The sequence below is a fragment of the Mycobacterium asiaticum genome (assembly GCF_001673315.1).
Classification (GTDB): domain Bacteria; phylum Actinomycetota; class Actinomycetes; order Mycobacteriales; family Mycobacteriaceae; genus Mycobacterium; species Mycobacterium asiaticum_B.
Map to the genome: position 1 here is coordinate 45,633 of NZ_LZLQ01000111.1, position 26,466 is coordinate 72,098.

Consider the following 26,466-nt stretch of genomic DNA (forward strand, 5'->3'; position numbering starts at 1 on the left):
TGGGCCGGCCTGGCACTACCGCGGCGCCTTCCGGGGACCCGGCGCGCCGCTCGGAGATCTGCTGTGGAATGTGGCATTCCGGAGGCCGGGGCTGCACCTTCTTCCGCCCCCGTGGCACGGTGGTCCTCCGCCATGGGGATTAGGCCGTGCGCCGTGGGGTTGGGGACCTCCGCCTGCACCGCCGCGGGGTTGGGCCGCTCCGCTCAGAGCCTCATTGGCTCCGTACGGGGGCTGGGGGCCATGGCCGCCGCGGGCGGGCTGGGTGGCACCCAACCTGAATTACCTGGGGTACTCGGTGCTGCCGGCGTGGGATCCGTACTACCAGGGCTGGGGCTTCTGGCTCTACGGGATCTGGGTTCCGCTGCAGCCGTACTGACCCTGAAGGGTTACCAGCCGATACCGAGCTGTTGGCAGGTGGCCAAGGTGCCGCCGTAGGCCACGATGCTGTCCGTCCAGGCAGCCTCGTCGTATTGCGTCCCGGGACCGGGGCGGACACTCGCGACGAACAATTGCATGTCGTCGATGTAGCGCTGCAGTGCGCGGGTGGACAACCGCGGCGGGGTTGCGTGCGCATCCAGGGCTTGCTGCGTACGTCGCGCCCAGTCCTGGGTATCGGCGACGAACTTAGGCAAAGCGGCGTCGCGTTCCGGTGAACCCGCCTCGCCGGTCGCCAAGAACGCGTTGCTGCGGTCGTCGTTCTCTTTCATCAGCGGTCCGATCGCCTGACACAGCGCTTTATCTGCGTCGGCTACCGGCGGTGGCTTCGGGGCGCTGGGCGCTGGGTCCGGCTGGGTCAGCAAGGAGACCAAAGAGAGCACCAGCGCCACGGTGGCCAACACGACGGCGACGATCACGCCCACGGTCATCCGGGAAGGGCGCTGACGCTGCCGGGCCGCCGGATGGAAGTCCGGGGGTGGCGCGGCGGGTGGTCGCGTTTCGCGGGAAAACCGGTCGGTGTGTGGTGCCGGCGGAAATCCACTACCCGTGCGCCGAGCCGGATCGAACTCCCCACCGCGAGTGCTCATGAATATCCAGGTTAACCCCTGCCGGCCAGGACGCGTCCAGCCCTCGCGCGTCCTGCGGCGACGCGCGTAACCTCGAAACAGCAGTGCCACACCTGTGTGAAGGAGCGATCCGATGACCGTAATCAAGGCTCTGATGGCCGGCGGTCTGTTGAGTGCGATCGCGTCGGCAATGATCGCGATGCCGGCGGCCAACGCCGATCCCCAGCAGTGCAACACCACCTTCGGCCAGACGGCCTCCGAGCAAGTCCAGGGCTACCTGGACCGGCATCCGGACGTCAAGGCGGAAATCACCGCCAGATCCCAGGCGTCGGGTTCGGGAACCAATCTGGTCGACTACCTCAACCGGCACCCGGACGTTCGGCAGGCGCTGGTGACGCTGGCCAATCAGTGCACCTCTTGAGGTGATCGGGCTTCGTCTGCAAGCGCCGCCGCGACACGGGAAAATGTTCGCGGTTGACTCAAAATAGGAACACGTTCTAGCGTCAGAGCCGTGTCTGCCCCCGCGTTCTCAAACCCATTGATTTCAGCTATCGCGGAAGCCGAGGAACTCGTCGCTGCCGCCCCCTTCATCGAGACCGAAGCCGATCTGCTCGAAGGGCTGCAATACCTGGCCGGCTGCGTCGCCGGCTGTATGCATCTGGCTTTCGACTACGAGCGTGACCACCCCTTTCTGCAGTCCGGAACCGGGCCGTTCACCAAGATGGGCCTGGACAACCCCGACACCCTCTACTTCGGCACCCGTGTGCACGCCGAGCACGACTACGTGATCCGCGGGGTGCGCGGCACCACGACCGATCTGAGCTTCCAGCTACTCGGCGGCGAGTACACCGACGACAACGTGCCCGCCAGCCAGGCCGCCTTCGACGACCGCGAACTCGACATCGCGCCCGACGGCAGCTTCGAGTGGCGGGTGCGGCCGACCAGTCCGGGGCAGCTGGTGATCCGCGAGGTTTACGCCGACTGGAGCGCCCGGCGGGGCACATTGACCATCGAGCGACTCGACACCGCGGGCACCGCACCACCGCCGCTGACCCGCCAATTGATCGAAAAGCGTTACGCGACTGCAGGGAAGCAGCTGGTGAACCGGGTCAAGACCTGGTTGCAGTTCCCGCAGTGGTTCTATCTGGACATCCCGGTCAACACCATGGTGCCGCCACGCCTGACCCCGGGGGGCTTGGCCACTCAGTACTCCTCGGTCGGCCACTTCGAGTTGCGGCCCGATCAGGCCCTGGTGATCACGGTTCCGGTGAGCGACGCCCCCTACTTGGGCTTCCAGTTGGGTAGCTTGTGGTACATCTCGCTGGATTACATCAACCATCAGACGTCGCTGAATAACACTCAGGCACAAGCGGATCCGGATGGCAAGGTGCGCATCGTGGTCAGTGACCAGAATCCGGGCGTGACCAACTGGGTGGAGACGCTGGCACATCGCAGAGGATTCTTGCAGTTCCGGTGGCAGCGGGTGTCGCGGGAGTTGACCGAGGCCGACGGGCCCACCGTGGAATTGGTCGATGTCGACGCCGTACCGGCCGCCCTGCCGTACTACGAGCACAACAAGATCTCCGAGGACGACTGGCGAGCGCGAATTGCGGTGCGCCAACAGCAAATTGCGGCGAGGATGCTGGGATGACCGGAATGCTGGACGGCAAGGCGGTGGTGATCAGTGGTGTCGGCCCGGGGCTGGGCACCACGCTGGCACGCCGTTGCGCGCTCGAAGGGGCCGATCTGGTGCTGGCGGCTCGCAGCGTGGACCGTCTCGACGATGTCGCCAAGCAGGTCGTCGACCTGGGCCGCAAAGCGGTGGCGGTACGGACCGATATCACCGACGACGATCAGGTGAATGCCCTCGTCGAGGCCACTCTGGACGCATACGGTAAAGCGGATGTACTGGTCAACAACGCGTTTCGGGTGCCGTCGATGAAGCCGTTGGCCGGCACCACCTTTCAGCACATCCGCGATGCGATCGAACTCAGTGCGCTCGGGGCCCTGCGACTGATCCAGGGATTCACACCGGCGTTGGCGGAAGCCAAGGGCTCCGTCGTCAACGTCAACTCCATGGTGATCCGTCACTCGCAGGCCAAGTACGGGGCCTACAAAATGGCCAAATCCGCGTTGCTGGCCATGTCGCAATCGTTGGCCACCGAGCTCGGCGAGCAGGGTATACGCGTCAATTCTGTTGCGCCCGGCTATATCTGGGGCGACACATTGCAGGGTTACTTCAATCACCAGGCCGGCAAGTACGGCACCACCGCCGAACAGATCTACCAGGCCACGGCGGCCAACTCCGACCTCAAGCGGCTTCCGACCGAGGACGAGGTGGCATCAGCCATCCTGTTTATGGCGAGTGATCTGTCCAGCGGTATCACCGGGCAGACACTGGACGTCAACTGCGGGGAGTACCACAGCTGATGGAGCGAACTGACGTCGGCACCGTCGACGACCTACATGCGTCAGCGACCAAGCTGACCGGGCTGGACGATTTCGGGCCCGATGACGACAACTACCGCGAAGCGCTGGGCGTGCTGCTCGACTCGTACCGGCATGAGGCCGGCCTTACGGTGCTGGGCAGCAAGATGAATCGATTCTTCCTGCGTGGCGCGCTGGTGGCCCGGCTGTTGTCGCAGTCCGCGTGGAAGCAGTATCCGGCGCATGCCGACGTCACGATCGAGCGACCGATCTTCGTGACCGGCCTGCCGCGCACCGGCACCACCGCGTTGCACCGACTGCTGGGTGCCGACCCGGCCCATCAGGGTCTGCACTTGTGGCTGGCCGAATTTCCGCAGCCGCGTCCGCCCCGCGACACCTGGGATTCCAATCCGTGGTACCGCCAATTGGACGCGCAGTTCACCCAGCACCACGAAGAGAACCCGGACTACACCGGACTGCATTTCATGGCCGCCTACGAGCTGGAGGAGTGCTGGCAGCTACTGCGACAGTCGCTGCATTCGGTGTCCTATGAGACGTTGGCGCACATACCCAGTTATGCACGCTGGTTGTCCCAGCAAGACTGGACCCCCTCGTACCAGCGGCATCGCCGCAACCTGCAACTCATCGGGCTCAATGACGCCGACAAGCGATGGGTGCTTAAGAACCCCAGTCATCTGTTCGCGCTGGACGCGTTGATGGCGACCTATCCCGACGCGCTGGTGATCCAGACCCACCGGCCGGTGGAGACGATCATGGCCTCGATGTGCTCACTGGCCCAGCACACGGCCCAGGAGTGGTCGACGGCGTTCCACGGCGCCCGGATCGGCTCCGACGCAATGGAAACCTGGTCGCGGGGCCTGGAGCGGTTCAACGCCGCTCGGGCCGAATACGATCCGGCCCAGTTCTGCGATGTCGACTACAAGCAACTGATCGCCGATCCGCTGGGCACGGTCGCCGAGGTGTACCGCCATTTCGGGCTGACGCTGACCGACGAGGCTCGAAAAGCCATGGAGGACAGCCACGCCGAGAGTCAGACCGGACCCAGGGCACCTAAGCACAAGTATTCGCTCGCCGATTATGGGCTGACGGCCGAGGCGGTCAAGGAGCGGTTTGCCGGGCTGTAACGGCCCTGGGCGCGGCGGGTGGGTGGACAGACGCAGGACAGCCTAGACCGGCTCGTTCAGTCGTCGGCGTTGTGCTCGAGAACTCCCTCGGCCACCGCGTGCTCGATGCTGTCGGATAGTCGGGGACAGTTCTTGGTGCGCGCGGTATCGCCTCCTGCGGCACGCACTTCGGCGAAGTGGGCACAGCGCTGGGCAGCGTCGGTGTTCCATTGCACCGCAGTGTGACCCGGCCCGAGTCGTCGCACCGATACCGTGACGTGGCAGAAACGGCAGTCCACCGGTTGCAGGCCTGCCCTCAGGTAGCGCTCCCGGTCGGCTCGGCTGGCTTCGGCCACTTCGGCGGCCCGCTCGGGGTCGTTGCCGAAATTCCTTGACTTGGACCATGTCCCGGAGCCGGTGTGCCCTGAGGGCGACCCGTCGTGGTCGTGGTCGTGATCGTGATCATGGTCTCCGTGCAGCAGCAGCATCGACCGCGCCAGCCGGTCGACGTCGGGAACGGCCGGTTGATCGTCAGTCATGGCGATCAGCGCTACTGCGCGGGCACTTCGTCCGAAACAGGTTCTTCGGCATCGCGTGCCTTCAGATTGTCGGCGACCTCTTTGTTCCAAAACTCGTTGGCGCGGGTGGTGTCGACCTCGATTTCGAAGCGCTCCACCATCTCTGGCTGGATGTCGGCCACGTCGACGTAGAACTGCTGATACCAGCGACGCAACTGGTAGACAGCGCCGTCCTCCTCGACGAGCAACGGGTTGTCGATCCTGGTCTTGTGCTTCCAGATCTCCACGTCCTGCAGGAAGCCCTTGCTGACCCCGTCGGTGAATACCCGGGACAGCTTGTCGGTCATCTTCTCGTCCATGCCCTTGGGCTTTTCGACGATGACACCCCACTGCAGCACGAAAGAATTCTGCGTGACCGGATAGTGGCAGTTGATCAGGATCGACTCGGCCTTGTAGTCGCCGTATTTGTTGTGCAGCCAGTTGATCATGAACGACGGTCCGAAGTATGAGGCCTCGGAATCCAGGTGCGCCTCACCGTAGGACGTGCCCAGGTCGTTGACGTCTGGCCGGCCGACGTTGTGCAGGTACTGCGAAGCGATGTGACCTTCGAAGACGTTCTTGAAGAAGGTGGGCAACCCGAAATGGATGTAGAAGAAGTGCGCCATGTCGGTGACGTTGTCGATGATGTCGCGGCAGTTGGATCCTTCGATGAGGATGCTGTTCCACCGCCACTCGGTCCACTCGTCGCTGTCGGCTTCGGCGAGTTCTGGGATGCGCACCGCGGGGTCGGGCGGGTTGCCCTCGTGGTCGTGCCAGACGAACAGTAGGCCACTGCGCACGTCCGTCGTCCATGCGCGGGTACGAGCCGTCTTCGGCGTGCGCTTGGCGTACGGGACCAGCTTGCAGCGGCCGTCACCGCCCCAGCGCCAGTCGTGGAACGGGCAAGCGATCTCGTCGCCCTTGATGGTGCCCTCGGACAGGTCGCCGCCCATGTGGCGGCAGTAACCGTCGAGGATCTTGATGTCACCGTGTGAGTCGGCGAACACCACCAACTTGGTGCCGAACGCGTTGACGGCGTGCGGCTTGCCGTCGAGAAAGTCCTTTGCAACGCCCAGGCAATGCCAGCCTCGGGCATACCTGGTCGGCAAGGCGCCGGGGTCGATCTCCCGGACACCGACGCCACTTGTGTCGGTACTCACCCTGGTCACCTCCGGATTGCGGGCTGCTAATTAGAACACGTTACAGTTTTGGGACGGGGGTCCGCAACGACGGAGGTCTGGCCGTGTTAGCTGGGGCGTATGCGCATTGCGGTATATCTATTTGATGCCGCTGTACTCCTTCGAGGGTCGCTCGCCAAAAGTCGATCCCACCGCCTTCGTGGCGCCGACCGCCACCCTGATCGGCGACGTCACCGTCGAAGCAGGCGCATCTATCTGGTACAACGCCGTCCTCCGCGGCGACTACGCGCCGGTGGTGATCAGAGAGGGCGCGAACGTGCAGGACGGCTCGGTATTGCACGCGCCGCCGGGCATTCCCGTCGACATCGGTCCGGGCGCCACCGTGGCGCACCTGTGCTGCATCCACGGGGCGCACGTGGGCAAAGAGGCGCTGATCGCCAACCACGCCACAGTGCTGGACGGCGCAGTGATCGGTGCCCGCTGCATGGTGGCGGCAGGTGCGCTGGTGACGGGCGGCACCCAAATCCCGCCCGGAATGCTGGTAACCGGCGCGCCGGCGAAGGTGAAGGGGCCGATCGAGGGGACCGGCGCCGAGATGTGGGTCAACGTCAACCCGCAGGCCTATCGTGATCTGGCCCAGCGCCACCTGGTCGGGGTCGAGCAGGTCGAGTGGCCGGCGGTCGAACCAGGTTCGCCAGAGTGAAAGCAGCTTGAGGCTCGCGACCGTGACGCAGGTTCAGGTTCGCGAGCGTGACGCAGGTTCAGGTTCGCGAGCGTGACGCAGGTTCAGGTTCGCGAGCGTGAAGCTAGCTTCACGCTCGGCGCGCTACGTGAAGCTAGCTTCACGCTCGGCGCAGGGCGGGCCGGTCGAAGCGGGTAGTTAAGGTTCGATCTTCTCGGTGCTGGCGGCCGCCCGGTCCATCTCCCAGTAGGCGCGCAGCGCCACCAGTTGACCGTCGTCGTTGGCCTTGTAGGTGAACACGCCGTCCGCGGTGACCCGGTACCCGCCGGCGGTGATCAAGATGTGCCCGACGTTGGCCTCTTCGTTGCCGCACTGGTAAGTGTCGCGGAAAACGAACTCGATCTTTTCGGTGGGCGCAATCGCCTTGTCCCAGAACGCCGAAATCGCATCCCGTCCCCGATGTCCCTTGCCTTCGGGATCGAAAACCGAAGGGCCGATCGGGTCTTCGACAATTGCGTCGTCGGCGAACACCGCCAGCCACGCTTCCTTATCGCGCGCCGTGACCGCCTCACGGGAGCGTCGGCCGGCCTCGTGAGCTGGGTGACTCACTAGTCCTGCCAACCGGAGTGGATGTACGTCTCGGCGAAGCGCTTCATCGAATCCTGCTTCTTGTCCAACGGCGCGTCGAATCCCAGGCCGTCGAAGATCCACGGGATGGTGATGTAGTCGGTGACCCCGATCTCGGCAAGTTCGCGGTGCCCGTCCACGCCGAACTTGTCGATGCAGACGGCCTGGTACTCGAATGAGTCATCCGCACGCCCATTTTCGGCCAGCAGAGCTTTGATCTTGCCGATGGTCTCGTCCAGCTGCGCATGGGTCATCATCGCGCTGGTCCAGCCGTCGCCGATGCGGACTGCCCGCTTGAGTGCTACGTCGGTGTGGCCACCGACGTAGAACGGGACCGGCTGGCTGGGCGCCGGACTCATCTGCAGGCGGTCGAAATCGTAGAACTCGCCGTGGAATTCGACCATTCCACCGGCCAGCACCAGCTTGATCACGTCGATCATCTCGTCGACACGCTTGCCGCGGCGTTTGAACGGCACGCCACACCACTCGAATTCTTCTGGTGCCCAACCGATACCGACGCCGAAGCCGAAGCGGTTGTTGGTCAGGTTGGCTACCGAGCCGACCTGGCGGGCCAACAGCAGTGGGTTCCGGGAACCGAGTTTCATAACGTTGGTGTAGAACCGCAGTCGTGAAGTGACCGCCCCCATCGCGCCCGCCAAGATCAACGGATCTACCCAAGGGGTGTTCTCGTCGAACATCCGCTTGCCATCAGCGGTGTAGGGATAGTCGACCGACTGCTTCTCGAAATAGAAGATCGAGTCCGGCAAGGCGATCGAGTCGAAACCGACCTCCTCCGCCGTCTTGGCCAGCTCGGTCAACTGGTCGATCTGCCCCATCGCGATACTGAGGGTGTATTTCATCCGGCTCATTCCGGCTTATCCTTGCCGACCACCCACATCGAGTAGTACTGCGAACCCCCACCGTAGGCGTGGCCCAATGCTTTTCGCACGTTGGGAACCTGGTGGTCACCGCCCTTGTCCATCACCTGGATAGCGGCTTCTGCGAAACGGATGAGACCCGACGCGCCGATCGGGTTCGAGGACAAAACGCCGCCCGAGGGGTTGACCGGCAACCTGCCGCCGATGGCGGTTTCACCGGCTTCGGTGAGTTTCCAGCCCTCGCCCTCGGGGGCAAATCCGAGGCTTTCCAGCCACATTGGTTCGAACCAGGAGAACGGCACATAGATTTCCGCGGCGTCGATCTCGTCAATGGGGCTGGTGATCCCGGCGGCCTTCCACAGTGCGGCGGCCGCGTCCCGGCTGGCCTGGGGGTTGACCTGGTCGCGGCCCGAGAACTGCAGCGGCTCGGTGCGCAGTGCGGTGGCGTGAATCCATGCCACCGGATACCCCTCGGACAGACGGGAATCGGCGATCTCCTCGTTGCCGATCACCACGGCGCAGGCGCCGTCGGACGACGGACAGGTCTCGTCGAAGCGGATCGGGTCCCACAACATCGGGGACTCCATCACCTTCTCGACGGTGACGTCGGGCTGGTGCAGGTGGGCCAGGGGATTACGGGCGCCGTTGAGGCGGTCCTTGACGGCCACCATCGCCCCGATATGCGTCGGCGCACCTGAGCGGCGGATGTAGGACCGCACGTGCGGCGCGAAGTACCCGCCCGCACCGGCGCCGACCGGTTTGATGAAGGGGATGGGAATCGACAACGCCCACATGGCATTCGACTCCGACTGCTTCTCCCAGGCCATCGCCAGCACCCGGCGGTACTTACCGGATTGGACCAGGCTGGCCGCGACCACCCCGGTGGATCCACCAACCGATCCGGCGGTGTGCACCCGGATCAGCGGCTTTCCGGTGGCTCCCATGGCGTCGGCCATGAACAACTCCGGCATCATGACGCCCTCGAAGAAGTCGGGTGCCTTGCCCACCACGATGGCGTCGATGTCGTCGAAGGTCGAACCGGAGTCTTCCAGTGCCCGGTCAATCGCCTCGCGCACCAGGCCGTTCATCGAGACGTCCTTGCGCTTGGCGACGTACTTGGTCTGCCCGGTGCCCAGTACCGCGGCCAGGTTGGCCCCTGCGCCTGCCATCAGTTCTTTCCTTCCAGGACGGCGACCAGATTCTGTTGCAGCGCAGGCCCGCTGGTGGCGTGTGCCAACACCCGCTGTGCCGAGCCGTTCCAGATGTGTTGGGCCGCCAGACCGATCCGCTCCAGGCCGGCGACGAACATCGGATTGGCCGCCAGCGCGCCGCCGGAGGGATTGACCTTCGTCTTGTCGGTCAATCCGATTGCCTCGGCGAGGATCAGGTGCTGGTGGGTGAACGGCGCGTGAATCTCCGCGACCTCGATACTGGTGTCACCGCCGGTGGCCGCGTTGGCCGAGGCGGCGGTCGACGGCGACACGGTGAGGTCGCGCGCTCCCAGCACCGGGGTATCGATGCGGTGCTCGATTCCCGTTATCCACGCGGGGTTTTCGCGAAGCTCGCGCGCACGGTCGTCGGCGGCCAGCACGATCGCGCCGGCACCGTCGGTGATCGGTGCGATGTCGTGGCGTCGTAACGGGTCGTTGAAGAACGGGCGGGCCAGCAGTTCGTCGATGCTCTTGGCCGGCTTCTCCGAATCGTTTCGCTCGGCCTGTGCGAACGAGTCCAGCGCGACCTGTGCCATCTGTTCGGGAGTCCACTTGCCGGAATCCAGACCGATGCGCGCCTGCAGTCCCGCCAGCGATACCGAATCCGGCCACAGCGGCGCGACGGTGTACGGGTCGGTCTGCCGAGACAGAATCTGACGCAGGATCCCTGCCGACGACTTGCCGAAGCCATACACCAGCGCGGTGTCGACCTCGCCGGTGAGGATCTTGATGTAGGCCTCATAGAGGGCCCAGGCCGCATCCATCTCGACGTGCGACTCGTTGATCGGCGGCACGGCACCGATCGAGTCGATCGCCGAGATGAACGAGAATGCGCGCCCGGCAAGGTAATCCGAGGATCCCGAGCACCAGAATCCGATATCGGTCCGCTTGATGCCCAACTCCTCGTAGAGCTGGGCGAAGCACGGAATCAGCATTTCGACGCCATTGGTGGTGCCGTCGGTACGGCGGACATGCGGCGCGTGGGCAAAGCCGACGACCGCTACATTGCGTTCGCTCATTGGTAGGTAGGCCTTTACAGGTGGTGCTTGTAGGTGTCGTAGTCGGCATCCGGTTCACCGGTGGGCCGGAAGTACTCGATGTTGTCGATGCCGAATCCCCACTCCTCACGGGGTTTCCACACCGCCTCGACCTTCATCCCCATTCGCACCTCATGCGCGTCGACGTCGGCGACCAAGTGCAGGAACGGAATATCGGCGCCGTCCAGCAACACGTAGGCGGCCACGTAGGGCGGTTTGATGCGCTGACCCTGGAACGGGATGTTGATGATCGCGAACGTCGTCACCGTGCCTTTGTCTGGCAGCTCGACGATCTCGGTGGTCGGTTGTCCGGTGGCCGGGTCCGCACCGTGAGGCGGGAAGTACACCTTGCCGTTCTCACCGGTCTTTGCCCCGATCAACCGGCCCTCGGCGATCGCTCGCAGGTAGGCGCTCTCTTCGTGAGAGGCGGTGTGCTGAATCGTCAGCGAGACCGGTGTGACGATCATGGTCACCGGGTCCTGGTCATTGGAAGCCGGCTCGACCGGCTCTTCCTCGTCACCCGGCACGAAATAGGCGATGTCGGTGATCGCCCCCACGGTCTCGTCGGCCCAGTGCACGTGCACCCGGTCGCCGGACTTGATGGCGTCCGCCGCGCCGGCATCCACTGCGTGCAGCAAAGGGGTGTCCGCCCCGTCGAGTTTGATCAGCGCCCAGGCGAACGGCCGGTCCAGCGGCTCGCCGCCGAGCGGGTCGGGCTGCCAGGTCCAGGACACCACCGTGCCGACGCTGGATACCGGTACCATCTCGCCCAGCGGCTCGTAGGTGACGGGGTCGTACTCCGGCGGCGGCACATGGACCCGCCCATCGGAGCCGCGCGCCCCCAGAATGCGGCGCTCACGCAGTGCGGTGAAGAACTTCCCTAGCGTGGGACCCACCGAACGGGTGTAGTCGAAGGACAACGTTAACGGTGCGGAGAGAGGCGGCTCAGGGTGATCGATCAGGGCCGGGCCGCTCGAGCTGGCTGTCACGCCTTCGAGTAGAACAGGTTCTAAGAATGGTTTCAACTACACCTTCTTGTACACGTTTTTGAAGCTTTAGGAGGCAGGCTATGAAGCTCGGACTGCAATTGGGCTATTGGGGTGCTCAGCCGCCGCAGAACCACGCGGAGCTCGTCGCCGCAGCCGAAGAGGCCGGCTTCGATGCCGTGTTCACGGCAGAGGCGTGGGGTTCGGACGCCTACACGCCGTTGGCCTGGTGGGGTTCGGCGACGCAGCGGGTGCGGCTGGGCACTTCCGTGGTGCAGCTGTCCGCGCGCACCCCGACGGCGTGCGCGATGGCGGCGCTGACGCTGGACCACCTCAGCGGCGGCCGGCACATTCTTGGCCTCGGCGTGTCCGGGCCGCAGGTGGTCGAGGGCTGGTACGGGCAGCGCTTCCCCAAGCCGTTGGCGCGCACCCGCGAATACGTCGACATCGTGCGTCAGGTCTGGGCCCGCAAAGAGGCGGTGACCAGCGCCGGACCGCACTATCCGTTGCCGTTGACCGGCGAGGGCACAACCGGTTTGGGCAAGCCTCTCAAGCCCATCACCCATCCGTTGCGCGCTGACATCCCGATCATGCTGGGCGCCGAGGGCCCCAAGAATGTCGCGTTGGCCGCCGAAATCTGTGATGGCTGGCTGCCGATCTTCTACTCGCCGCGAATGGCCGACACCTACAACGAATGGCTGGACGAGGGATTCTCCCGACCCGGCGCTCGGCGCACCCGCGAGGACTTCGAGATCTGCGCGACCGCGCAGGTCGTGGTCACCGAAGACCGGGCCGGAACATTCGCCGCGGTCAAGCCATACCTGGCGCTCTACATGGGCGGCATGGGCGCCGAGGACACCAACTTCCACGCCGACGTCTACCGGCGGATGGGTTACTCCGAGGTGGTCGACGACGTCACCAAGCTGTTCCGGTCCAACCGCAAGGACGAGGCCGCGAAAGTCATCCCCGACGAGTTGGTCGATGACGCGATGATCGTCGGGGATCTGGACTACGTCCGTAAGCAAATCGTGGCCTGGGAAGCGTCTGGGGTGACCATGATGGTGGTGGGCGCTCGCAGCGTTGAGCAGGTCCGCGACCTGGCGGCGCTGACCTGAGGGGTATTGCCGTAGGAATAGAACGCGTTCTAGATTGACCGGATGGGGATGGGTTCAGAGGGCGCGTGCGTCGCCGAAGGACATCTCCACATTGGTCGCGGACTGCGTCATCAGGGCGCGCTTGGGCAGGCCCAGCGTTGCCAGTTCCTTGGCGTAGGGATGGTCGCCGAGGCGGATGCGGGCGCCTCCGAGTCGGGTCCGCGCGCCTGTGGTGGTCATTTCCGACGAGGTTTCCCGGGTGACTCCGTCCAGATGCGAGTACGTCGTCAGGGTCTGCGGACCCGGCGCCGGGTGCGGCAGCCCGCGACCGAATTCGATACCGGTGATCAGCTGGCCGTCGGCGCTGACGTCGAACGCGAATTTGCGGCCTTCGCGAACATTGAAGTCCGCCATGATCTTTGGATAGCCCCAGATCGTCCGTCCGGCCTCCAGGGTGAATTCCTGGTCGACCGGCAGATGGTGGATGAGGGTGGCCGCGCTGGCCATCGCCCGGACTCCGCTGGTGTGGGTGCCCGGCTTGTTGACCATGAACGCGGTGCCGTACTCGTGGTATTTGCCCAGGTCGCCGTCGATGTAGCGGACCAACAGCTGCAACAGGATCGCCCGGCCGGGCAGGTATTCGAAGATTTCCAGGCCGCTGTAATCGATCAGGCGCTGCGCCGCTTTGGCGTCCACCGAGAACATGGCGGAGTGTTGGTCGGCTTTGCGGATGACCACCGGCATGGTCAGCACGGTTCCGGCGATGGTGTGTTGCGAGACAGACATGGGGCTTACTGTAATGGGCTCGAGGTAAACAAGTGGAGGCTGTAGATGACTGAACTCGTTGGCGAGACTTTCCCTCCCGCCCCGCCCGGGATCGTCGACATCGACCTGGCGGACGGCAACTTCTATGCCGACGGCGTCGCGGCGCGCGAAGCGTACCGCTGGATGCGCGCCAATCAACCGGTGTTTCGGGACCGCAACGGATTGGCCGGTGCGACAACGTATCAGGCGATCCTGGACGCCGAACGCAATCCCGAGCTGTTCTCCAGCACCGGCGGTATCCGTCCCGATCAGCCGGGCATGCCGTACATGATCGACATGGACGACCCCGCACATCTGGTGCGGCGCAAGCTGGTCAACGCCGGGTTCACCCGCAAGCGAGTCAAGGACAAGGAAGCCTCGATCGGCGAATTGTGCGACACGCTGATCGACGCGGTGTGTGAACGCGGCGAATGCGACTTCGTCCGCGACATCGCCGCCCCGCTACCGATGGCGGTGATCGGTGACATGCTCGGGGTGCTGCCCGAAGAGCGGGGCATGCTGCTGAAGTGGTCGGACGATCTGGTGTGCGGGTTGAGTTCTCACATCGACCCGACGTCGGCGGAATTTCAGACGGTGATGGACGCGTTCGCCGCGTACACCGCGTTCACTATGGACCTGATCGGCAAGCGCCGTGCCGAGCCGACCGACGATCTGTACTCGATCCTGATCAACGCCGAGGTCGAGGGTCAGCGGATGTCCGACGACGAGATCGTCATGGAGACATTGCTTATCTTGATCGGTGGCGACGAGACCACCCGGCACACCCTCAGCGGGGGAACCGAGCAGCTGCTGCGGCATCGCGACCAATGGTCGGATTTGGTGGACGATGCCGCGCTACTGCCCGGCGCGATCGAGGAGATGCTGCGCTGGACCTCGCCGGTGAAGAACATGTGCCGGACGCTCACCGCGGACACCGAGTTCCACGGCACGCAGTTGACCGCGGGCGAGAAGATCATGCTGCTGTTCGAGTCGGCGAACTTCGACGAGACGGTGTTCGATCAACCGGAGAATTTCGATATTCGACGAAACCCGAACAGCCACGTGGCATTTGGATTCGGAACCCATTTCTGCATGGGTAATCAGCTGGCGCGCTTGGAGTTGTCGCTGATGACGTCGCGGGTGTTGAAGCGGTTGCCGGACCTACGTCTTGCCGACGAGTCGGCGCTGCCGCTGCGGCCGGCCAACTTCGTCTCCGGCCTGGAGTCGATGCCGGTGGTCTTCACCCCGACAGCGAAGGTCAACTCTTAGTCGCTGGCCGCGAGTGGAACGACACTGCGAACTTTCTTGCGGATTTTCGCAGCCAGGTTCCGTTCGCGGAGGGTGTCCACCGGCTAGCGGAGGGTGTCCACCGGCTAGCAGAGGGTGTCCACCGGCTAGCCGAGGGTGCCTACCGGCTAACGGTTCTTGAACTGCGGCTTGCGCTTCTCGGCGAACGCGCGCGGCCCCTCTTTGGCGTCCTCGGACAGGAACACCTGAATGCCGATCTGCGTGTCGATCTTGAAGGCCTCGTTTTCGTGCATGCCCTCGGTCTCGCGGATCGTCCGCAGGATCGCCTGAACGGCGAGCGGCCCGTTGTTCTCGATGATTTCGGCGAGCTCCAGCGCCTTGGTCAGCGCCTGGCCGTCCGGGACGACGTGCCCGATCAGGCCCATCTCCTTGGCCTCGGCGGCGGTGATGTGCCGTCCGGTGAGCAGCACGTCGCACGCCACGGTGTAGGGGATCTGCCGCACCAGTCGTACCGCCGACCCACCCATCGGGTACAGGCTCCATTTCGCCTCCGAGACGCCGAATTTAGCGCTCTCGCCGGCGACGCGGATGTCCGTGCCCTGCAGTATCTCGGTGCCACCTGCGATGGCCGGTCCCTCGACGGCGGCGATGAGGGGTTTCGTCAGTCGACGGCCTTTGAGCAGAGCATCGATGCGTGAGGGGTCGTAGCTGCCGTCTTTGAAAGAGTCACCCGGTGGTTTCTTGGTCGCGGTTTTGAGGTCCATGCCAGCGCAGAAGTAGCCACCGGCGCCGGTGAGAATGCAGCACCGGATGTCGTCGTCGTTGTCGACGCGGTCCCAAGCCTCGACCATGATCTGCATCATTTCGGTGCTCAGAGCGTTACGAGCGTGTGGTCGGTTCATCGTCACGATGAGGGTGTGACCGCGCTGCTCGACCAGCGCGTCGGCTTCTGAGGGCCCCGATTCGTTTGCTGGCGACTCCGCCACGGCTACCGCCTCTTTCTCGACAGGGGGTGTGAGCTTGTCAAGAAATGTAACACGTTCTAATTTGGGTTCGTGGCCCTGAATATTGCTGACCTCGCCGAGCACGCCATTGATGCTGTGCCGGACCGTGTAGCCCTCATCTGCGGTGACGAGCAGTTGACGTACGCCCAGCTGGAAGAGAAGGCGAACCGCCTGGCGCATTACCTCATCGAGCAGGGTGTGCAGAAGGACGACAAGGTCGGGCTCTACTGCCGCAACCGCATCGAGATCGTGATCGCGATGCTGGGCATCATCAAGGCGGGCGCCATCCTGGTCAACGTCAACTTCCGCTATGTCGAAGGCGAACTTCGCTACCTCTTCGGCAACTCCGACATGGTCGCGTTGGTGCATGAGCGCCAGTACTCCGACCGGGTGGCCAACGTGCTGCCGGACACCCCGAACGTCAAGACGGTGCTGGTGGTCGAGGACGGTAGCGACAACGACTACCAGCGTTACGGTGGCGTGGAGTTCTACTCGGCGATCGCCGACAGCTCGCCCGAGCGTGACTTTACTGAGCTACTGGGCGAGCGCAGCGCCGACGCCATCTACCTCCTCTACACCGGGGGGACCACCGGCTTCCCGAAGGGCGTCATGTGGCGCCACGAAGACATCTACCGGGTGCTGTTCGGCGGAACCGACTTTGCGACGGGCGAATTCATCAAGGACGAGTACGACCTGGCCAAGGCCGCCGCGGCGAACCCGCCGATGATCCGCTATCCGATCCCGCCGATGATTCACGGCGCCACCCAATCCGCGACCTGGATGTCGCTGTTTTCCGGCCAAACCACCGTGCTGGCACCGGAATTCAACGCCGACGAGGTGTGGCGCACCATTCACACACACAAGGTGAACCTGTTGTTCTTCACCGGTGACGCGATGGCGCGGCCGCTACTGGATGCGCTGCAGAAAGACAACGACTACGACCTTTCGTCGCTGTTCCTGCTTGCCAGCACCGCCGCCTTGTTCTCGCCGAGCATCAAGGAGAAACTCCTTGAGCTACTGCCTAATCGGGTCATCACCGACTCGATCGGCTCCTCGGAGACCGGCTTCGGTGGCACCAGCATCGTCGCCAAAGATGCCCCGCACAGTGGTGGCCCGCGGGTGACCATCGACCATCGCACCGTCGTCCTCGACGAGGACGGCAACGAGGTCAAGCCGGGTTCGGGCGTACGCGGATTCATCGCCAAGAAGGGCAACATTCCCGTCGGCTACTACAAGGACGAGAAGAAAACCGCCGAGACGTTCAAGACGATCAACGGTGTGCGCTATGCGATTCCGGGTGACTGGGCCCTGGTCGAGGAGGACGGCAGCGTCACCATGTTGGGCCGCGGGTCGGTGTCCATCAACAGCGGCGGCGAGAAGATCTACCCGGAAGAAGTCGAGGCGGCCCTGAAAGGCCATCCCGACGTCTTCGACGCTCTGGTGGTGGGTGTGCCCGACCCGCGTTACGGCCAGCATGTGGCCGCCGTGGTGCAGGCCCGGGAGGGGGCCCGACCGTCGTTGTCCGAACTGGACAGCTTCGTGCGTTCGGAGATCGCGGGATACAAAGTGCCGCGCAGCCTTTGGTATGTCGACGAGGTGAAGCGATCGCCTGCCGGCAAGCCGGATTACCGGTGGGCCAAGGAACAGACCGAGGCCCGGCCGGCCGATGACGTGCATGCTGCACACGTGACCACCGCTTGATGCCGATCGCTCGCTAGGCGCGCTAGTCTCGGCTGCGCTTGCGATCCGACGGCTAGAGTCGAATCTCGATGAGCGACTTCGTCAAACGCAATCCGGGCGCGCCCGCCGGCTTTTTCGAGTGCGAGGCCGCGGGGCTGCGCTGGCTGGCCGATGTCGACGGCGGCGTGCCCTGCGCGCAAGTCATCGCCGTGGACGAAACGAGCCTGACGCTGCGACGGCTCGATTCGGTTTCCCCGGACCGCGAGGCGGCGCGGGTGTTCGGTGGTCAGCTCGCCCTCACACATGATGCGGGCGCGCCGTCTTTCGGATCGGGCCCCGACGGCTGGCAGGGGGAGGGATTTTTCGGTCCGCTGTCACAGCCACTACCGATGTCGCTTCGGCCGCACCGCCAGTGGGGTCAGTTCTACGCCGAGGAGCGTTTGGCTCCGATGACCGAACGCGCGGGCCCACTGCTCGATGCCTCGGACCGCCGAATTATCGACGGCGTGATGGCGCGGTGCCGCGCCGGCGACTATGACGATGACGACCACCCGGCAAGGCTGCACGGTGATCTGTGGAGCGGGAACGTGATGTGGACACCCGACGGGGCGGTCTTGATCGACCCGGCTGCGCACGGCGGTCACCGGGAAACTGACCTCGCGATGCTGGCGCTGTTCGGCATCCCACACCAGGAGGACATCGTGGCCGGTTACGAAGCGGTGCACCCGCTGAAACCCGGATGGCGCGCTCGGGTGGGGCTGCACCAGCTGTTCCCATTGCTCGCGCACGTTGTGTTGTTCGGTAGTGGGTACGCGGGGCAGACGCGGGTGGCTGCGCGCGCCGCGTTGAGTGCCTGATCCACCTCTCCTCCCGCTGCTCTCCCGCCGTTCTCCCGCCGCTCTCCCGCTGCTCTCCCGCCGCTTGTCCCGCCGTTCTTGTCCCGCCGCTCCCAAACTTGCCTCCGACGACGGGCTAATCTCGTCCGATATGACGATCGATGTGTGGATGCAGCATCCGACACAGCGGTTCCTGCGCAGCGAGATGTTGGCTTCGCTGCGACGCTGGACCGGTGGGTCGATGCCGGATACCGACATCCCGATCGACGTGACGGTCCAGGCGATGGACGCCGCGGGCGTCGAGTTCGGGTTGCTCAGCGCCTGGCTCGGACCGCACGGTCAGGACCTCGTCTCCAACGATGAAGTAGCGGAGTGGATCCGCGCGCATCCGACGAGATTCGCCGGCTTGGCGACGGTCGACCTGGACCGCCCGATGACAGCGGTACGCGAACTCAGGCGCCGCGTCGACGACGGATTCGTCGGCCTCCGGGTGGTGCCGTGGTTGTGGGAGGCGCCGCCGACTGACCGCCGCTATTACCCGTTGTTCGCGCAATGTGTCGAGTCCGGGGTGCCGTTCTGCACCCAGGTCGGCCACACCGGGCCATTGAAACCGTCGGAAACCGGACGTCCGATTCCCTACATCGACCAGGTCGCCCTCGACTTCCCCGAATTGGTGATCGTGTGTGGGCACGTCGGCTACCCGTGGACCGAGGAAATGGTCGCGGTGGCCCGCAAGCATGAGAACGTCTACATCGACACGTCGGCGTACACGCTCGGGCGCCTTCCGTCCGAACTTGTCCGGTTCATGAAAACCGGTACTGGACAACGCAAAGTGCTGTTCGGTACCAACTATCCGATGATCACCCACAGCCACGCTCTGGCCGCTCTGGAGGAACTCGGCCTCAGTGCCGAGGCTCGTCGAGACTTCCTGCACGGCAACGCCGAGCGGGTTTTCAAGCTGCAACGGAAGGTAGTCGCGTGAACGGTGCCCAAGCTCTGATCAACACATTGGTCGACGGCGGCGTTGACGTGTGCTTCGCCAACCCGGGCACCTCGGAGATGCACTTTGTGGCTGCGCTGGACACCGTTGATCAAATGCGCGGAGTATTAACTCTTTTCGAAGGTGTTGCCACCGGCGCAGCCGACGGATATGCCCGCATCGCCGAGCGGCCGGCGGCCGTCCTGCTGCATCTGGGTCCGGGGCTGGGTAATGGTCTGGCGAACTTGCACAACGCGCGCCGCGCCCGGGTTCCTATGGTCGTGATCGTTGGAGACCACGCGACGTATCACAAAAAGTACGATGCCCCACTGGAATCCGACATCGACGCCGTCGCCGACACCGTATCGGGATGGGTCCGGCGCACGGTCGCGACCGCGGACGTCGCAACCGACACCGCTGAGGCCATCGCCACCTGCCTTTCCGGGTCGCAGATCTCGACATTGATTCTGCCCGCGGACGTTTCCTGGTCCGACGGGGCGGAGCCCGTCAAGCCCGCCGCGACGACGTGGACGGGGGGACGCACAGACGACGGATCGGTGGCCGAGGTGCTGCGGTCGGGTGAACCCACGACGATCCTGATCGGGGGTGACGCTACCCGCGGGGCCGGGTTGGCCGCGGCCGCGCGCATCGCGCAGGCAACCGGCGCCCGCCTGTTGTGCGAGACGTTCCCGACGCGATTGGAGCGCGGCGCCGGTGTGCCCGCCGTCGAGCGGCTGGGTTATTTCGCCGAAGCGGCTGCAGCTCAATTGGACGGTGCCAAGCACCTGGTGCTGGCCGGAGCCAAGTCCCCGGTTTCGTTCTTCGCCTACCCGGGCATGCCCAGTGATTTGGTGCCGGCTGGGTGTGCGGTGCATGTGTTGGCCGAAACGACCGGCGCCGGATTGGCTTTGGCCGTACTGGCAGAGGAGTTGGCCCCGGGCACGACCGCACCGGTGGCGGCCGCGTCGCGTCCGCAGTTGCCGTCGGGTGAACTCACCGCCGCCTCGGCCGCCAGCGTGATCGGCGCGCTGCTACCTGAACGAGCGATCGTGGTCGACGAGTCCAACACCTCGGGTCTGCTGCTGCCGCAAGCCACCGCCGGTGCGCCAGCGCATGATTGGCTGACCCTGACTGGGGGAGCTATCGGTTACGGCATCCCGACCGCGGTAGGCGCCGCGGTCGCCGCCCCCGACCGCCCAGTGTTGTGCCTGGAATCCGACGGGTCGGCGATGTACACGATCTCGGGGTTGTGGACACAGGCGCGGGAAAATCTGGACGTGACCACGGTGATCTACAACAACGGCGCCTACGACATTTTGCGACTCGAGTTGCAGCGGGTGGGGGCTGGGTCAGCGCCTGGTCCCAAGGCGCTGGAGCTTCTCGACATATCCGGTCCCTCAATGGATTTCGTCAAGATGGCCGAGGGTATGGGGGTTCCGGCGCGACGTGTGACGACGGCGGAGGAGTTGGTCGACGCGCTGCGCGACGCCTTCGCCGCACCGGGTCCCCATCTGATCGATGCGGTGGTTCCCTCGCTACTGGGTTAGGTGGCCGTACAGCCAGTCCGTCAACTGATTGACGGCGACCTGTCCGGCCTCGAATGTTTCGGCTTCGGCCGCCAGCGCGACCCCGATATGGCCGCTGTCGGCAGGGACGATGCCGAATTGCCGGGTCAGGTAGCAGCCGTCGGGTAACGGTCCCCAACCGCCCTTGGCGGCAACGTCTTTGGCGGCCAGTCCCCAACGCTGGTGCGGCACCAACTGTCTCATCAGCTCGACGACCGGGGCGGCGCCAGGGACGTCCGGCAGGTTGGCAGCGAACCGTGCCTGCCGGTCCAAGGACCACACCGTCTGACCGAAGGCCGTGAAACCCTTTCGCAGGCGCTGAGATTCGATGACGGTCGACGTGTCACCTGTTGCGGCAAGGACGGCTTGGACTTGCCGTGCCGCTTCCGGCGGCTCCCCTAGTTGCATCCATAGCTGCTCGGAGGCGGGATTGTCGGATTCGGTGATCGCTTTGACTACCAGTTCTGCGCGGTGACGGTCAGCTTGCAGGGCTGCGATGGCGAGCGGGACTTTGACGGTTGACCACGCGACACCCGTCGTCCAGTGGCCAAGTAAGTCGACGGCGTCTCGACCCGGGTAGGCGATTGCCATGCCGACGGTCGCCGAGACGCCGGCCGCAAGCTCGTCGAAGTCGTTGCGCCGCAACCTCAAGCGATGCCGCCGGCGCCCGCAGTGCCGCCCGTTCCTCCGGTTCCGCCCGCGCCGCCTGCGATGACGCCGCCGGAATCGCCAGGATCGCTGGCTCCGCCACCACCTGCGCTGCCTCCGGCATTACCGTTCCCGGCCTGACCACCTGCGCCACCCGGGCCGCCGATCCCGCTGGCGCCTCCGGTGCCTCCGGTGCCTCCGGTGCCGACCGTGGAGCCGCTACCGCCGGTGCCGCCGTTGCCGCCGGTGCCACCATCGCCACCGCTGCCACCGACCCCGCCGGCGCCGCCGTTGCCCGCGCCGCCGCCGCCCGAGGCGCCACCTTGGCCGCCACCGCCGCCTGCGCCCCCACTGCCGCCGATCGCTCCCGTCCCGCCATTGCCGCCGTCGCCACCGGCACCGGTATGGGCGATGTTGCCTTGTGCTTGTCCACCGTTGCCGCCGTTCCCGCCCAGGCCGCCGCTGGCGCCCGTGCCGCCCTCGCCGCCAACCCCCCCGGCGCCACCGACGCCGCCCTTTCCTCCATTGGCACCGCCAGCGCCTCCGGCACCACCGAGACCACCCTGACCACCGTTGCCGGCGTTGACCGTGCCCGAGGCGCCGTCGCCGCCGTCACCGCCGTCACCGCCGGTGGCGACCGCGCCGGCACCGTCTGCCCTCGCGGTGCCCCCATTCCCGCCGGCTCCACCAGCGGCGCCGCCACCACCTTGATCCAGGGGTCCGTTGGTGGCGTTACCACCGTCGCCACCAGCCCCACCGTTGGCGATTGCATCATCGTTGCCCGCCGTAACGGCCCCGCCGACCCCGCCCTTGCCGCCGGCCGCGAACTGCCCGCCGGCACCGCCATCCCCGCCCTGCCCGCCTTGGGCCGTCCCATGCACGCCGGATTCTGTGGCGCTGCCGCCTGCCCCGCCATCGCCACCGGGACCCCCGACAACGCTGCCCGCGCCGCCCGAGCCGCCCTTTCCGCCGGAAGCGGTTGCGGAATCCGCGGCATTCGTACCGGCGCCGCCGGTTCCGCCGTTGCCGCCCTGCTGAACTTGAGTGGGAGCGGGCGGCACCGTAGTGGGGCTGCCCGGTGTGCCAGCACCGCCGTTGCCCCCCGTAGGCGTTGTCCCATTCGGGCTACCGGGACTACCGGCAGCGGCCTGTCCAACTGTGGTCGGGATCGTGGTGTTGACACCAGCGGCGCCGGTGCCGCCCTTGCCGCCGGCCCCGCCACCGCCGCCATCGCCGCCCTTGCCCAGCGCGCCGGCGGTGCCGCCGTTGGCGAGTCCGCCGTCGCCGGGAGCGCCGCCCGCCCCGCCGGCGCCGCCTTTCCCACCGCTGACAGCTGTGGCGTCTCCGGCGGTGTTACTGCCGGCGTTGCCGCCGGCTCCGCCTACAGCGCCGTTGCCGCCGTCCCCACCCTTGCCGCCGGTGCCGCCTGGTCCACCTGCTGCGCCGCCCGTACCGCCGCCACCGCCGTTGCCGCCGGTGTTGCCGTCACCACCCGCGGCATTAACGTGCGCGGAGTTGTCGGTGCCCGGGTTTCCGGCGGCGCCGTTGCCGCCGTCACCGCCCAGGCCGCCGTTGCCGCCGGCGCCGGTCGCGCCCGCTTTGCCGCCGCCTCCACTACCAGCCGCGCCGGCCAGGCCGGCGGCGCCGCCTTGCCCACCGCCGCCACCCTTGCCGCCGTTGTTGCCGCCGACAGCCGCATCGGTGCCGTCGCTGCCGTTGCCGCCGAGGCCACCGCCGCCACTTTGGCCCCCATTGCCCGCCACGCCGCCCGCGACCGCGGCACCGCCGGTGCCACCCTTACCGCCCTGGCCGCCCATGAATCCGGCGTTGCCGTCCGTACCCGAACCGACAGCGGTAGCGCCGTTGGCACCCGTTCCACCCTGACCGCCGGTGCCACCAGTGCCACCGGCGCCCGCACCGCCCGACAGGCCACCATGGGAGAGGGGACCCGCGGCGCCGCCTGACCCGCCGGCGCCGGCAGCCCCGCCGTTACCGCCGTCGCCTCCCGTGCCGCCGATGCCGGTCACGCTCGTGGCGCCCAAGCCTCCGGTGCCGCCGGTTCCGCCTTCTCCGCCGAGTCCACCTGCGCCGCCGTGGCCGAATAGCAGCGGCCCGGCGCCGCCCTGGCCGCCTGCCCCGCCGTTGCCGCCGAGGCCGCCGGTGCCGGCCTGCGCCGCGGGATCGAGGGAGTCGAGACCGGTTTCGCCGTTGCCGCCCTGGCCGCCTGCGCCGCCGTCGCCACCGTTCATAAACAATCCGCCGGCCCCGCCGGACCCGCCGTTTCCGCCCGCGCCCGCAGCGCCGCCGCCTACGGCGCCAGAGCTGCCAAGTCCGCCGGCCCCGCCCTGACCGCCGGTGCCCAACAGGAATCCCGCGTTACCGCCGCCGCCGCCGTTCCCGCCGGTGCCGCCGCCGGTACCGCCCTCACCCCCGGCTCCCCCGAAGCCGCCGTTACCGAACAGGATCGAACCGTTGCCTCCGGTACCGCCCGCACCGCCGAGCCCGCCGGCGGGAGCACCGACACCGCCGCTGCCTCCGGCGCCGCCTACACCCAGCAACCATCCGCCGCTGCCACCGTTGCCGCCACGAGCGCCGCCGGTGCCGCCGGCGCCGCCGAAGCCGCCGTTACCCCACAGCCCGGCCGACCCGCCGTTGCCACCCGGCTGCCCGGCCGCACCCGGCGCGCCGTTGCCGCCGCTACCGAGCAACCAACCGCCATCCGCGCCGTTGCCGCCCGGCGTCGTCGCGTTGGCGCCGTTGCCGATGAGCGGCCGTGACAACAGCGTCTGCACGGGCGCATTGAATTGGTTCAGAAAGGACTGCAGCGGTGACACCGCCGCGGCTTCGGCGCCGACGTACGCCGCCGCTCCACCGCTGAGGGCCTGGACGAACTCGCTGTGAAATGCTGCGGCCTGGTTGACCAGCGTCTGATAGCCCCGGCCGTGCTGGGAGAACACCGCCGCAATGGCCGCCGACACCTCGTCGCCCGCCGCGGTCATCACCGCCGTCGTCGACGTCGCTGCCGCGGCGTTCTCGGCGGCCAGCGAAGCACCCATTCGCCCTAAGTCGGCGGCAACGGATGCCATCCACTCGGGCGCAACAAATAAGAACGACATCCGGCCACCTCGCACCTACTCAGGCCACTCAATATCGGTCATGCGGTATCGAGTGGAATTAATTGACCGGATGGTAATGCCGACGGGGGCGGCCCACGCGGTTATTTCGACCGGAACCTTCGATATTCGTTGACTGGTATCCGCTTGAATTCATCTGCGTCAGCGTGGTGTCGGCCTCAGTGGTTGATCGACCACACCTGATCGCCGCATTCGACACCTTCAACTGAGAGCTGACGCTTGAGCACCTTGAACGTCGCGGTGCGGGGGAGTTGGGCGCTGACGCGCACATACGACGGCCACTGCTTCGGCCCCAGATCGGGTTGTTCGGCGAGGAAGGCCCGAAACTTGTCCACGTCGAACTCGGCGCCCGGTGCCAGCACGACCGCGGCCATCACCCGGTCGCCGACCACTGGATCGGGTACCGCATACACCGCGACCTCAACGGCATCGGGGTAGCGCAACAACACCCGCTCGATGGGCGCGGTGCCCAGGTTCTCGCCGTCGACTCGCATCCAGTCCCCGAGTCGCCCCGCGAAATACGCGTAGCCGTTCTCGTCGCAATACGCCAGATCGCCGCTGTGGTACACCCCGCCCGCCATCCGCTCGGCGGAGGCGGCCTCGTCGTTGTAATAGCCCTCGAACCGACCCGCCCCCGCGGTGTTCACCAGTTCCCCGACCACCCCGACCGGACATCTCTCCCCGGTCTCGGGGTCGATGATTCCAATCCCGTCCGGCAACGGGCCGAGCGATCCCGCCGGGGTGTCGGGCGTGCGCGCGATCGCGATTCCGCCTTCGGTGGAACCAAAACCGTCCTGCACGAGGCAGCCGAATCTGCGGCCGAAGCGCTCGATGTCGGCCGGGACGCCTTCGTTGCCGTATACCGCGCGCAGCGGGTTGTCGGCGTCGTCGGGTTGCTCGGGGGTGGCAAGCACATAGGACAGCGGCTTGCCCACATAGTTGGCGTAGGTGGCGCGGTAGTGGCGCACGTCGGGCAAGAATCCGGAAGCAGAGAACTTGCGCCGCAACGCCATTGAACCCCGGCACGCCGCGGCCACCGCCCAGCCCACCAGCACTGCGTTGGAGTGGAACAACGGCATCGACACGTAGCAGACGTCGTCGGCTCCCAGCTCGAAGCGTTGCGACATGGTGACGCCGGCGATCGCCACCTTGCCGTGGCTGCACTTGACCGCCTTCGGCTCACCGCTGGTGCCCGAGGTGAAGATCAGCATGAAAAGATCTGCAGCAGAGGCAGATTGAAACGTCAGCGGCGCATCTGCGCAAGCCGCGACTTCGTCGGACCACGATGTGGAGTCAACGTTGATGTGGTCGATACCGTCCAGGGTCGCCGCCGACCCCGAGTCGGCAAGGACGAGTTGGCAATCGGCGTGCTCGATGTCGCGGACCAGTGCCGGGCCCCGGCGTACCGGGTTCAGGCCCACCGGCACGATGCCCGACTTGCCCGCCGCCACCAACATGGCCGAGAAGAACGGCGTGTTCTGCAACAGCACGCCGACGTGGGGTGGACGCGTGGGGTCGAGGCGGGCGCGCAAAGCGGCGGCAATCGCGGCGCCGTGCCGCAGATGGTCTCGCCAGCTGGTGAATGAGTCCTCGAAATAGACACCGCGGTCGTCGATTTCGGCCAGCGGCCGAAGCAGGTCAGTGACCGTGGGATCGCTCAAATCACTTCCTCGTCATCTCGGCTGTGAAACTGGCTGCGCGCTCGGCGCCGAACGTGAAGCCAGCCGCACGCTCGGCGCCGAACGTGAAGCCAGCCGCACGCTCGGCGCCGAAAGCTGCACGCACGGCGCCGAAAGCTGCAC

Annotated in this window: 24 protein-coding genes; 11 read left to right on the forward strand and 13 right to left on the reverse strand. The window is 66.1% G+C overall.

Annotated elements, in window-relative coordinates; translation table 11 throughout:
* Positions 1-386: 386 nt before the first annotated feature.
* Positions 387-1,025, reverse strand: coding sequence for a hypothetical protein (locus tag A5636_RS27400; protein WP_253900622.1), 639 nt, complete (start codon positions 1,023-1,025; stop codon positions 387-389).
* Positions 1,026-1,137: 112 nt separating this feature from the next.
* Between A5636_RS27400 and A5636_RS17140 the strand changes: the two genes are divergently transcribed.
* The 4 genes from A5636_RS17140 to A5636_RS17155 all read left to right on the forward strand — a co-directional run bounded on the left by A5636_RS17140 (position 1,138) and on the right by A5636_RS17155 (position 4,576).
* Positions 1,138-1,425, forward strand: a complete 288-nt coding sequence (locus A5636_RS17140) for a hypothetical protein (RefSeq protein WP_065159833.1) — start codon at positions 1,138-1,140, stop codon at positions 1,423-1,425.
* Between the two features lie 90 nt (positions 1,426-1,515).
* Complete coding sequence (locus tag A5636_RS17145) at positions 1,516-2,655, forward strand: hypothetical protein (protein ID WP_065159834.1); 1,140 nt, start codon at positions 1,516-1,518, stop codon at positions 2,653-2,655.
* Positions 2,652-3,434: an SDR family oxidoreductase gene (locus A5636_RS17150; RefSeq protein WP_065159835.1), complete on the forward strand. Its 783-nt coding sequence runs from the start codon at positions 2,652-2,654 to the stop codon at positions 3,432-3,434. Before A5636_RS17145 ends, A5636_RS17150 begins: the two co-directional genes overlap by 4 nt.
* Entirely contained in the window at positions 3,434-4,576 is a 1,143-nt protein-coding gene (locus tag A5636_RS17155) for a sulfotransferase family protein (protein WP_155763861.1), read from the forward strand. The genes A5636_RS17150 and A5636_RS17155 overlap by 1 nt, the downstream gene beginning before the upstream one ends.
* Before the next feature lie 56 nt (positions 4,577-4,632).
* Here A5636_RS17155 and A5636_RS17160 read toward each other — a convergent pair whose 3' ends face one another.
* Together A5636_RS17160 and A5636_RS17165 are read right to left on the reverse strand one after the other, a co-directional pair.
* Positions 4,633-5,094, reverse strand: a complete 462-nt coding sequence (locus A5636_RS17160) for a hypothetical protein (protein ID WP_065159837.1) — start codon at positions 5,092-5,094, stop codon at positions 4,633-4,635.
* Between the two features lie 11 nt (positions 5,095-5,105).
* Entirely contained in the window at positions 5,106-6,272 is a 1,167-nt protein-coding gene (locus A5636_RS17165) for a Rieske 2Fe-2S domain-containing protein (protein ID WP_065159838.1), read from the reverse strand.
* A gap of 124 nt (positions 6,273-6,396) precedes the next feature.
* Between A5636_RS17165 and A5636_RS17170 the strand changes: the two genes are divergently transcribed.
* Positions 6,397-6,954 carry a gamma carbonic anhydrase family protein gene (locus tag A5636_RS17170; protein ID WP_065159892.1) on the forward strand — a complete coding sequence of 186 codons (558 nt, stop codon included), beginning with the start codon at positions 6,397-6,399 and terminating at the stop codon, positions 6,952-6,954.
* A 177-nt stretch (positions 6,955-7,131) separates the two neighbouring features.
* Here A5636_RS17170 and A5636_RS17175 read toward each other — a convergent pair whose 3' ends face one another.
* From A5636_RS17175 to A5636_RS17195, 5 genes are read right to left on the reverse strand one after another with little or no spacing between them, the layout of a single operon-like run.
* Positions 7,132-7,542, reverse strand: a complete 411-nt coding sequence (locus tag A5636_RS17175; protein ID WP_065159839.1) for a nuclear transport factor 2 family protein — start codon at positions 7,540-7,542, stop codon at positions 7,132-7,134.
* Positions 7,542-8,429, reverse strand: a complete 888-nt coding sequence (locus A5636_RS17180; protein WP_172827260.1) for a TIGR03619 family F420-dependent LLM class oxidoreductase — start codon at positions 8,427-8,429, stop codon at positions 7,542-7,544. The genes A5636_RS17175 and A5636_RS17180 overlap by 1 nt, the downstream gene beginning before the upstream one ends.
* A complete protein-coding gene (locus tag A5636_RS17185) occupies positions 8,426-9,607 on the reverse strand; it encodes a thiolase domain-containing protein (RefSeq protein ID WP_065159841.1) in 1,182 nt (393 codons plus the stop codon). The genes A5636_RS17180 and A5636_RS17185 overlap by 4 nt, the downstream gene beginning before the upstream one ends.
* The gene (locus A5636_RS17190) at positions 9,607-10,668 is read right to left on the reverse strand and encodes a thiolase domain-containing protein (protein WP_065159842.1); all 1,062 of its coding nucleotides are present in this window, start codon (positions 10,666-10,668) and stop codon (positions 9,607-9,609) included. Before A5636_RS17190 ends, A5636_RS17185 begins: the two co-directional genes overlap by 1 nt.
* A gap of 14 nt (positions 10,669-10,682) precedes the next feature.
* A complete protein-coding gene (locus A5636_RS17195; RefSeq protein WP_065159843.1) occupies positions 10,683-11,675 on the reverse strand; it encodes a Zn-ribbon domain-containing OB-fold protein in 993 nt (330 codons plus the stop codon).
* An 80-nt stretch (positions 11,676-11,755) separates the two neighbouring features.
* Between A5636_RS17195 and A5636_RS17200 the strand changes: the two genes are divergently transcribed.
* Positions 11,756-12,787, forward strand: coding sequence for an LLM class F420-dependent oxidoreductase (locus tag A5636_RS17200; protein ID WP_065159844.1), 1,032 nt, complete (start codon positions 11,756-11,758; stop codon positions 12,785-12,787).
* 54 nt (positions 12,788-12,841) lie between these two features.
* On the opposite strand, the gene A5636_RS17205 is transcribed toward A5636_RS17200, so the two are convergent.
* Positions 12,842-13,552, reverse strand: coding sequence for an acetoacetate decarboxylase family protein (locus A5636_RS17205; RefSeq protein ID WP_065159845.1), 711 nt, complete (start codon positions 13,550-13,552; stop codon positions 12,842-12,844).
* Positions 13,553-13,597: 45 nt separating this feature from the next.
* On the opposite strand from A5636_RS17205, the gene A5636_RS17210 reads away from it, so the two are divergent.
* The gene (locus A5636_RS17210; protein WP_065159846.1) at positions 13,598-14,839 is read left to right on the forward strand and encodes a cytochrome P450; all 1,242 of its coding nucleotides are present in this window, start codon (positions 13,598-13,600) and stop codon (positions 14,837-14,839) included.
* 146 nt (positions 14,840-14,985) lie between these two features.
* Here A5636_RS17210 and A5636_RS17215 read toward each other — a convergent pair whose 3' ends face one another.
* Positions 14,986-15,804 carry a crotonase/enoyl-CoA hydratase family protein gene (locus tag A5636_RS17215; protein WP_065159893.1) on the reverse strand — a complete coding sequence of 273 codons (819 nt, stop codon included), beginning with the start codon at positions 15,802-15,804 and terminating at the stop codon, positions 14,986-14,988.
* A 69-nt stretch (positions 15,805-15,873) separates the two neighbouring features.
* On the opposite strand from A5636_RS17215, the gene A5636_RS17220 reads away from it, so the two are divergent.
* The 4 genes from A5636_RS17220 (at position 15,874) to A5636_RS17235 (ending at position 20,864) form a co-directional block, all read left to right on the forward strand.
* On the forward strand, positions 15,874-17,523 hold the full coding sequence (locus A5636_RS17220) for an acyl-CoA synthetase (RefSeq protein ID WP_065159847.1): 1,650 nt from the start codon (positions 15,874-15,876) through the stop codon (positions 17,521-17,523).
* 68 nt (positions 17,524-17,591) lie between these two features.
* On the forward strand, positions 17,592-18,359 hold the full coding sequence (locus tag A5636_RS17225) for a fructosamine kinase family protein (RefSeq protein WP_065159848.1): 768 nt from the start codon (positions 17,592-17,594) through the stop codon (positions 18,357-18,359).
* A gap of 130 nt (positions 18,360-18,489) precedes the next feature.
* The gene (locus A5636_RS17230; protein ID WP_065159849.1) at positions 18,490-19,320 is read left to right on the forward strand and encodes an amidohydrolase family protein; all 831 of its coding nucleotides are present in this window, start codon (positions 18,490-18,492) and stop codon (positions 19,318-19,320) included.
* On the forward strand, positions 19,317-20,864 hold the full coding sequence (locus tag A5636_RS17235; protein ID WP_065159850.1) for an acetolactate synthase large subunit: 1,548 nt from the start codon (positions 19,317-19,319) through the stop codon (positions 20,862-20,864). Before A5636_RS17230 ends, A5636_RS17235 begins: the two co-directional genes overlap by 4 nt.
* Here the strand turns inward: A5636_RS17235 and A5636_RS17240 are convergent.
* The 3 genes from A5636_RS17240 to fadD17 all read right to left on the reverse strand — a co-directional run bounded on the left by A5636_RS17240 (position 20,853) and on the right by fadD17 (position 26,325).
* Positions 20,853-21,473: a hypothetical protein gene (locus A5636_RS17240; RefSeq protein ID WP_253900626.1), complete on the reverse strand. Its 621-nt coding sequence runs from the start codon at positions 21,471-21,473 to the stop codon at positions 20,853-20,855. The genes A5636_RS17235 and A5636_RS17240 overlap by 12 nt on opposite strands.
* Before the next feature lie 56 nt (positions 21,474-21,529).
* On the reverse strand, positions 21,530-24,646 hold the full coding sequence (locus tag A5636_RS17245) for a PE family protein (protein WP_065159852.1): 3,117 nt from the start codon (positions 24,644-24,646) through the stop codon (positions 21,530-21,532).
* Between the two features lie 176 nt (positions 24,647-24,822).
* Positions 24,823-26,325 (reverse strand): long-chain-fatty-acid--CoA ligase FadD17, encoded by a 1,503-nt coding sequence (fadD17, locus tag A5636_RS17250; RefSeq protein ID WP_065159853.1) that lies wholly within the window; start codon positions 26,323-26,325, stop codon positions 24,823-24,825.
* Positions 26,326-26,466 lie beyond the last annotated feature (141 nt).

Excerpts from the sequence above, each read along its gene's own strand:
- A5636_RS27400 (WP_253900622.1), bottom strand. The coding sequence starts at position 1,025 with ATGAGCACTCGCGGTGGGGAGTTCGATCCGGCTCGGCGCACGGGTAGT.
- A5636_RS17140 (WP_065159833.1), top strand. The coding sequence starts at position 1,138 with ATGACCGTAATCAAGGCTCTGATGGCCGGCGGTCTGTTGAGTGCGATC.
- A5636_RS17150 (WP_065159835.1), top strand. The coding sequence starts at position 2,652 with ATGACCGGAATGCTGGACGGCAAGGCGGTGGTGATCAGTGGTGTCGGC.
- A5636_RS17155 (WP_155763861.1), top strand. The coding sequence starts at position 3,434 with ATGGAGCGAACTGACGTCGGCACCGTCGACGACCTACATGCGTCAGCG.
- A5636_RS17160 (WP_065159837.1), bottom strand. The coding sequence starts at position 5,094 with ATGACTGACGATCAACCGGCCGTTCCCGACGTCGACCGGCTGGCGCGG.
- A5636_RS17170 (WP_065159892.1), top strand. The coding sequence starts at position 6,397 with ATGCCGCTGTACTCCTTCGAGGGTCGCTCGCCAAAAGTCGATCCCACC.
- A5636_RS17180 (WP_172827260.1), bottom strand. The coding sequence starts at position 8,429 with ATGAGCCGGATGAAATACACCCTCAGTATCGCGATGGGGCAGATCGAC.
- A5636_RS17185 (WP_065159841.1), bottom strand. The coding sequence starts at position 9,607 with ATGGCAGGCGCAGGGGCCAACCTGGCCGCGGTACTGGGCACCGGGCAG.
- A5636_RS17190 (WP_065159842.1), bottom strand. The coding sequence starts at position 10,668 with ATGAGCGAACGCAATGTAGCGGTCGTCGGCTTTGCCCACGCGCCGCAT.
- A5636_RS17200 (WP_065159844.1), top strand. The coding sequence starts at position 11,756 with ATGAAGCTCGGACTGCAATTGGGCTATTGGGGTGCTCAGCCGCCGCAG.
- A5636_RS17205 (WP_065159845.1), bottom strand. The coding sequence starts at position 13,552 with ATGTCTGTCTCGCAACACACCATCGCCGGAACCGTGCTGACCATGCCG.
- A5636_RS17210 (WP_065159846.1), top strand. The coding sequence starts at position 13,598 with ATGACTGAACTCGTTGGCGAGACTTTCCCTCCCGCCCCGCCCGGGATC.
- A5636_RS17225 (WP_065159848.1), top strand. The coding sequence starts at position 17,592 with ATGAGCGACTTCGTCAAACGCAATCCGGGCGCGCCCGCCGGCTTTTTC.
- A5636_RS17230 (WP_065159849.1), top strand. The coding sequence starts at position 18,490 with ATGACGATCGATGTGTGGATGCAGCATCCGACACAGCGGTTCCTGCGC.
- A5636_RS17240 (WP_253900626.1), bottom strand. The coding sequence starts at position 21,473 with ATGGCAATCGCCTACCCGGGTCGAGACGCCGTCGACTTACTTGGCCAC.
- A5636_RS17245 (WP_065159852.1), bottom strand. The coding sequence starts at position 24,646 with ATGTCGTTCTTATTTGTTGCGCCCGAGTGGATGGCATCCGTTGCCGCC.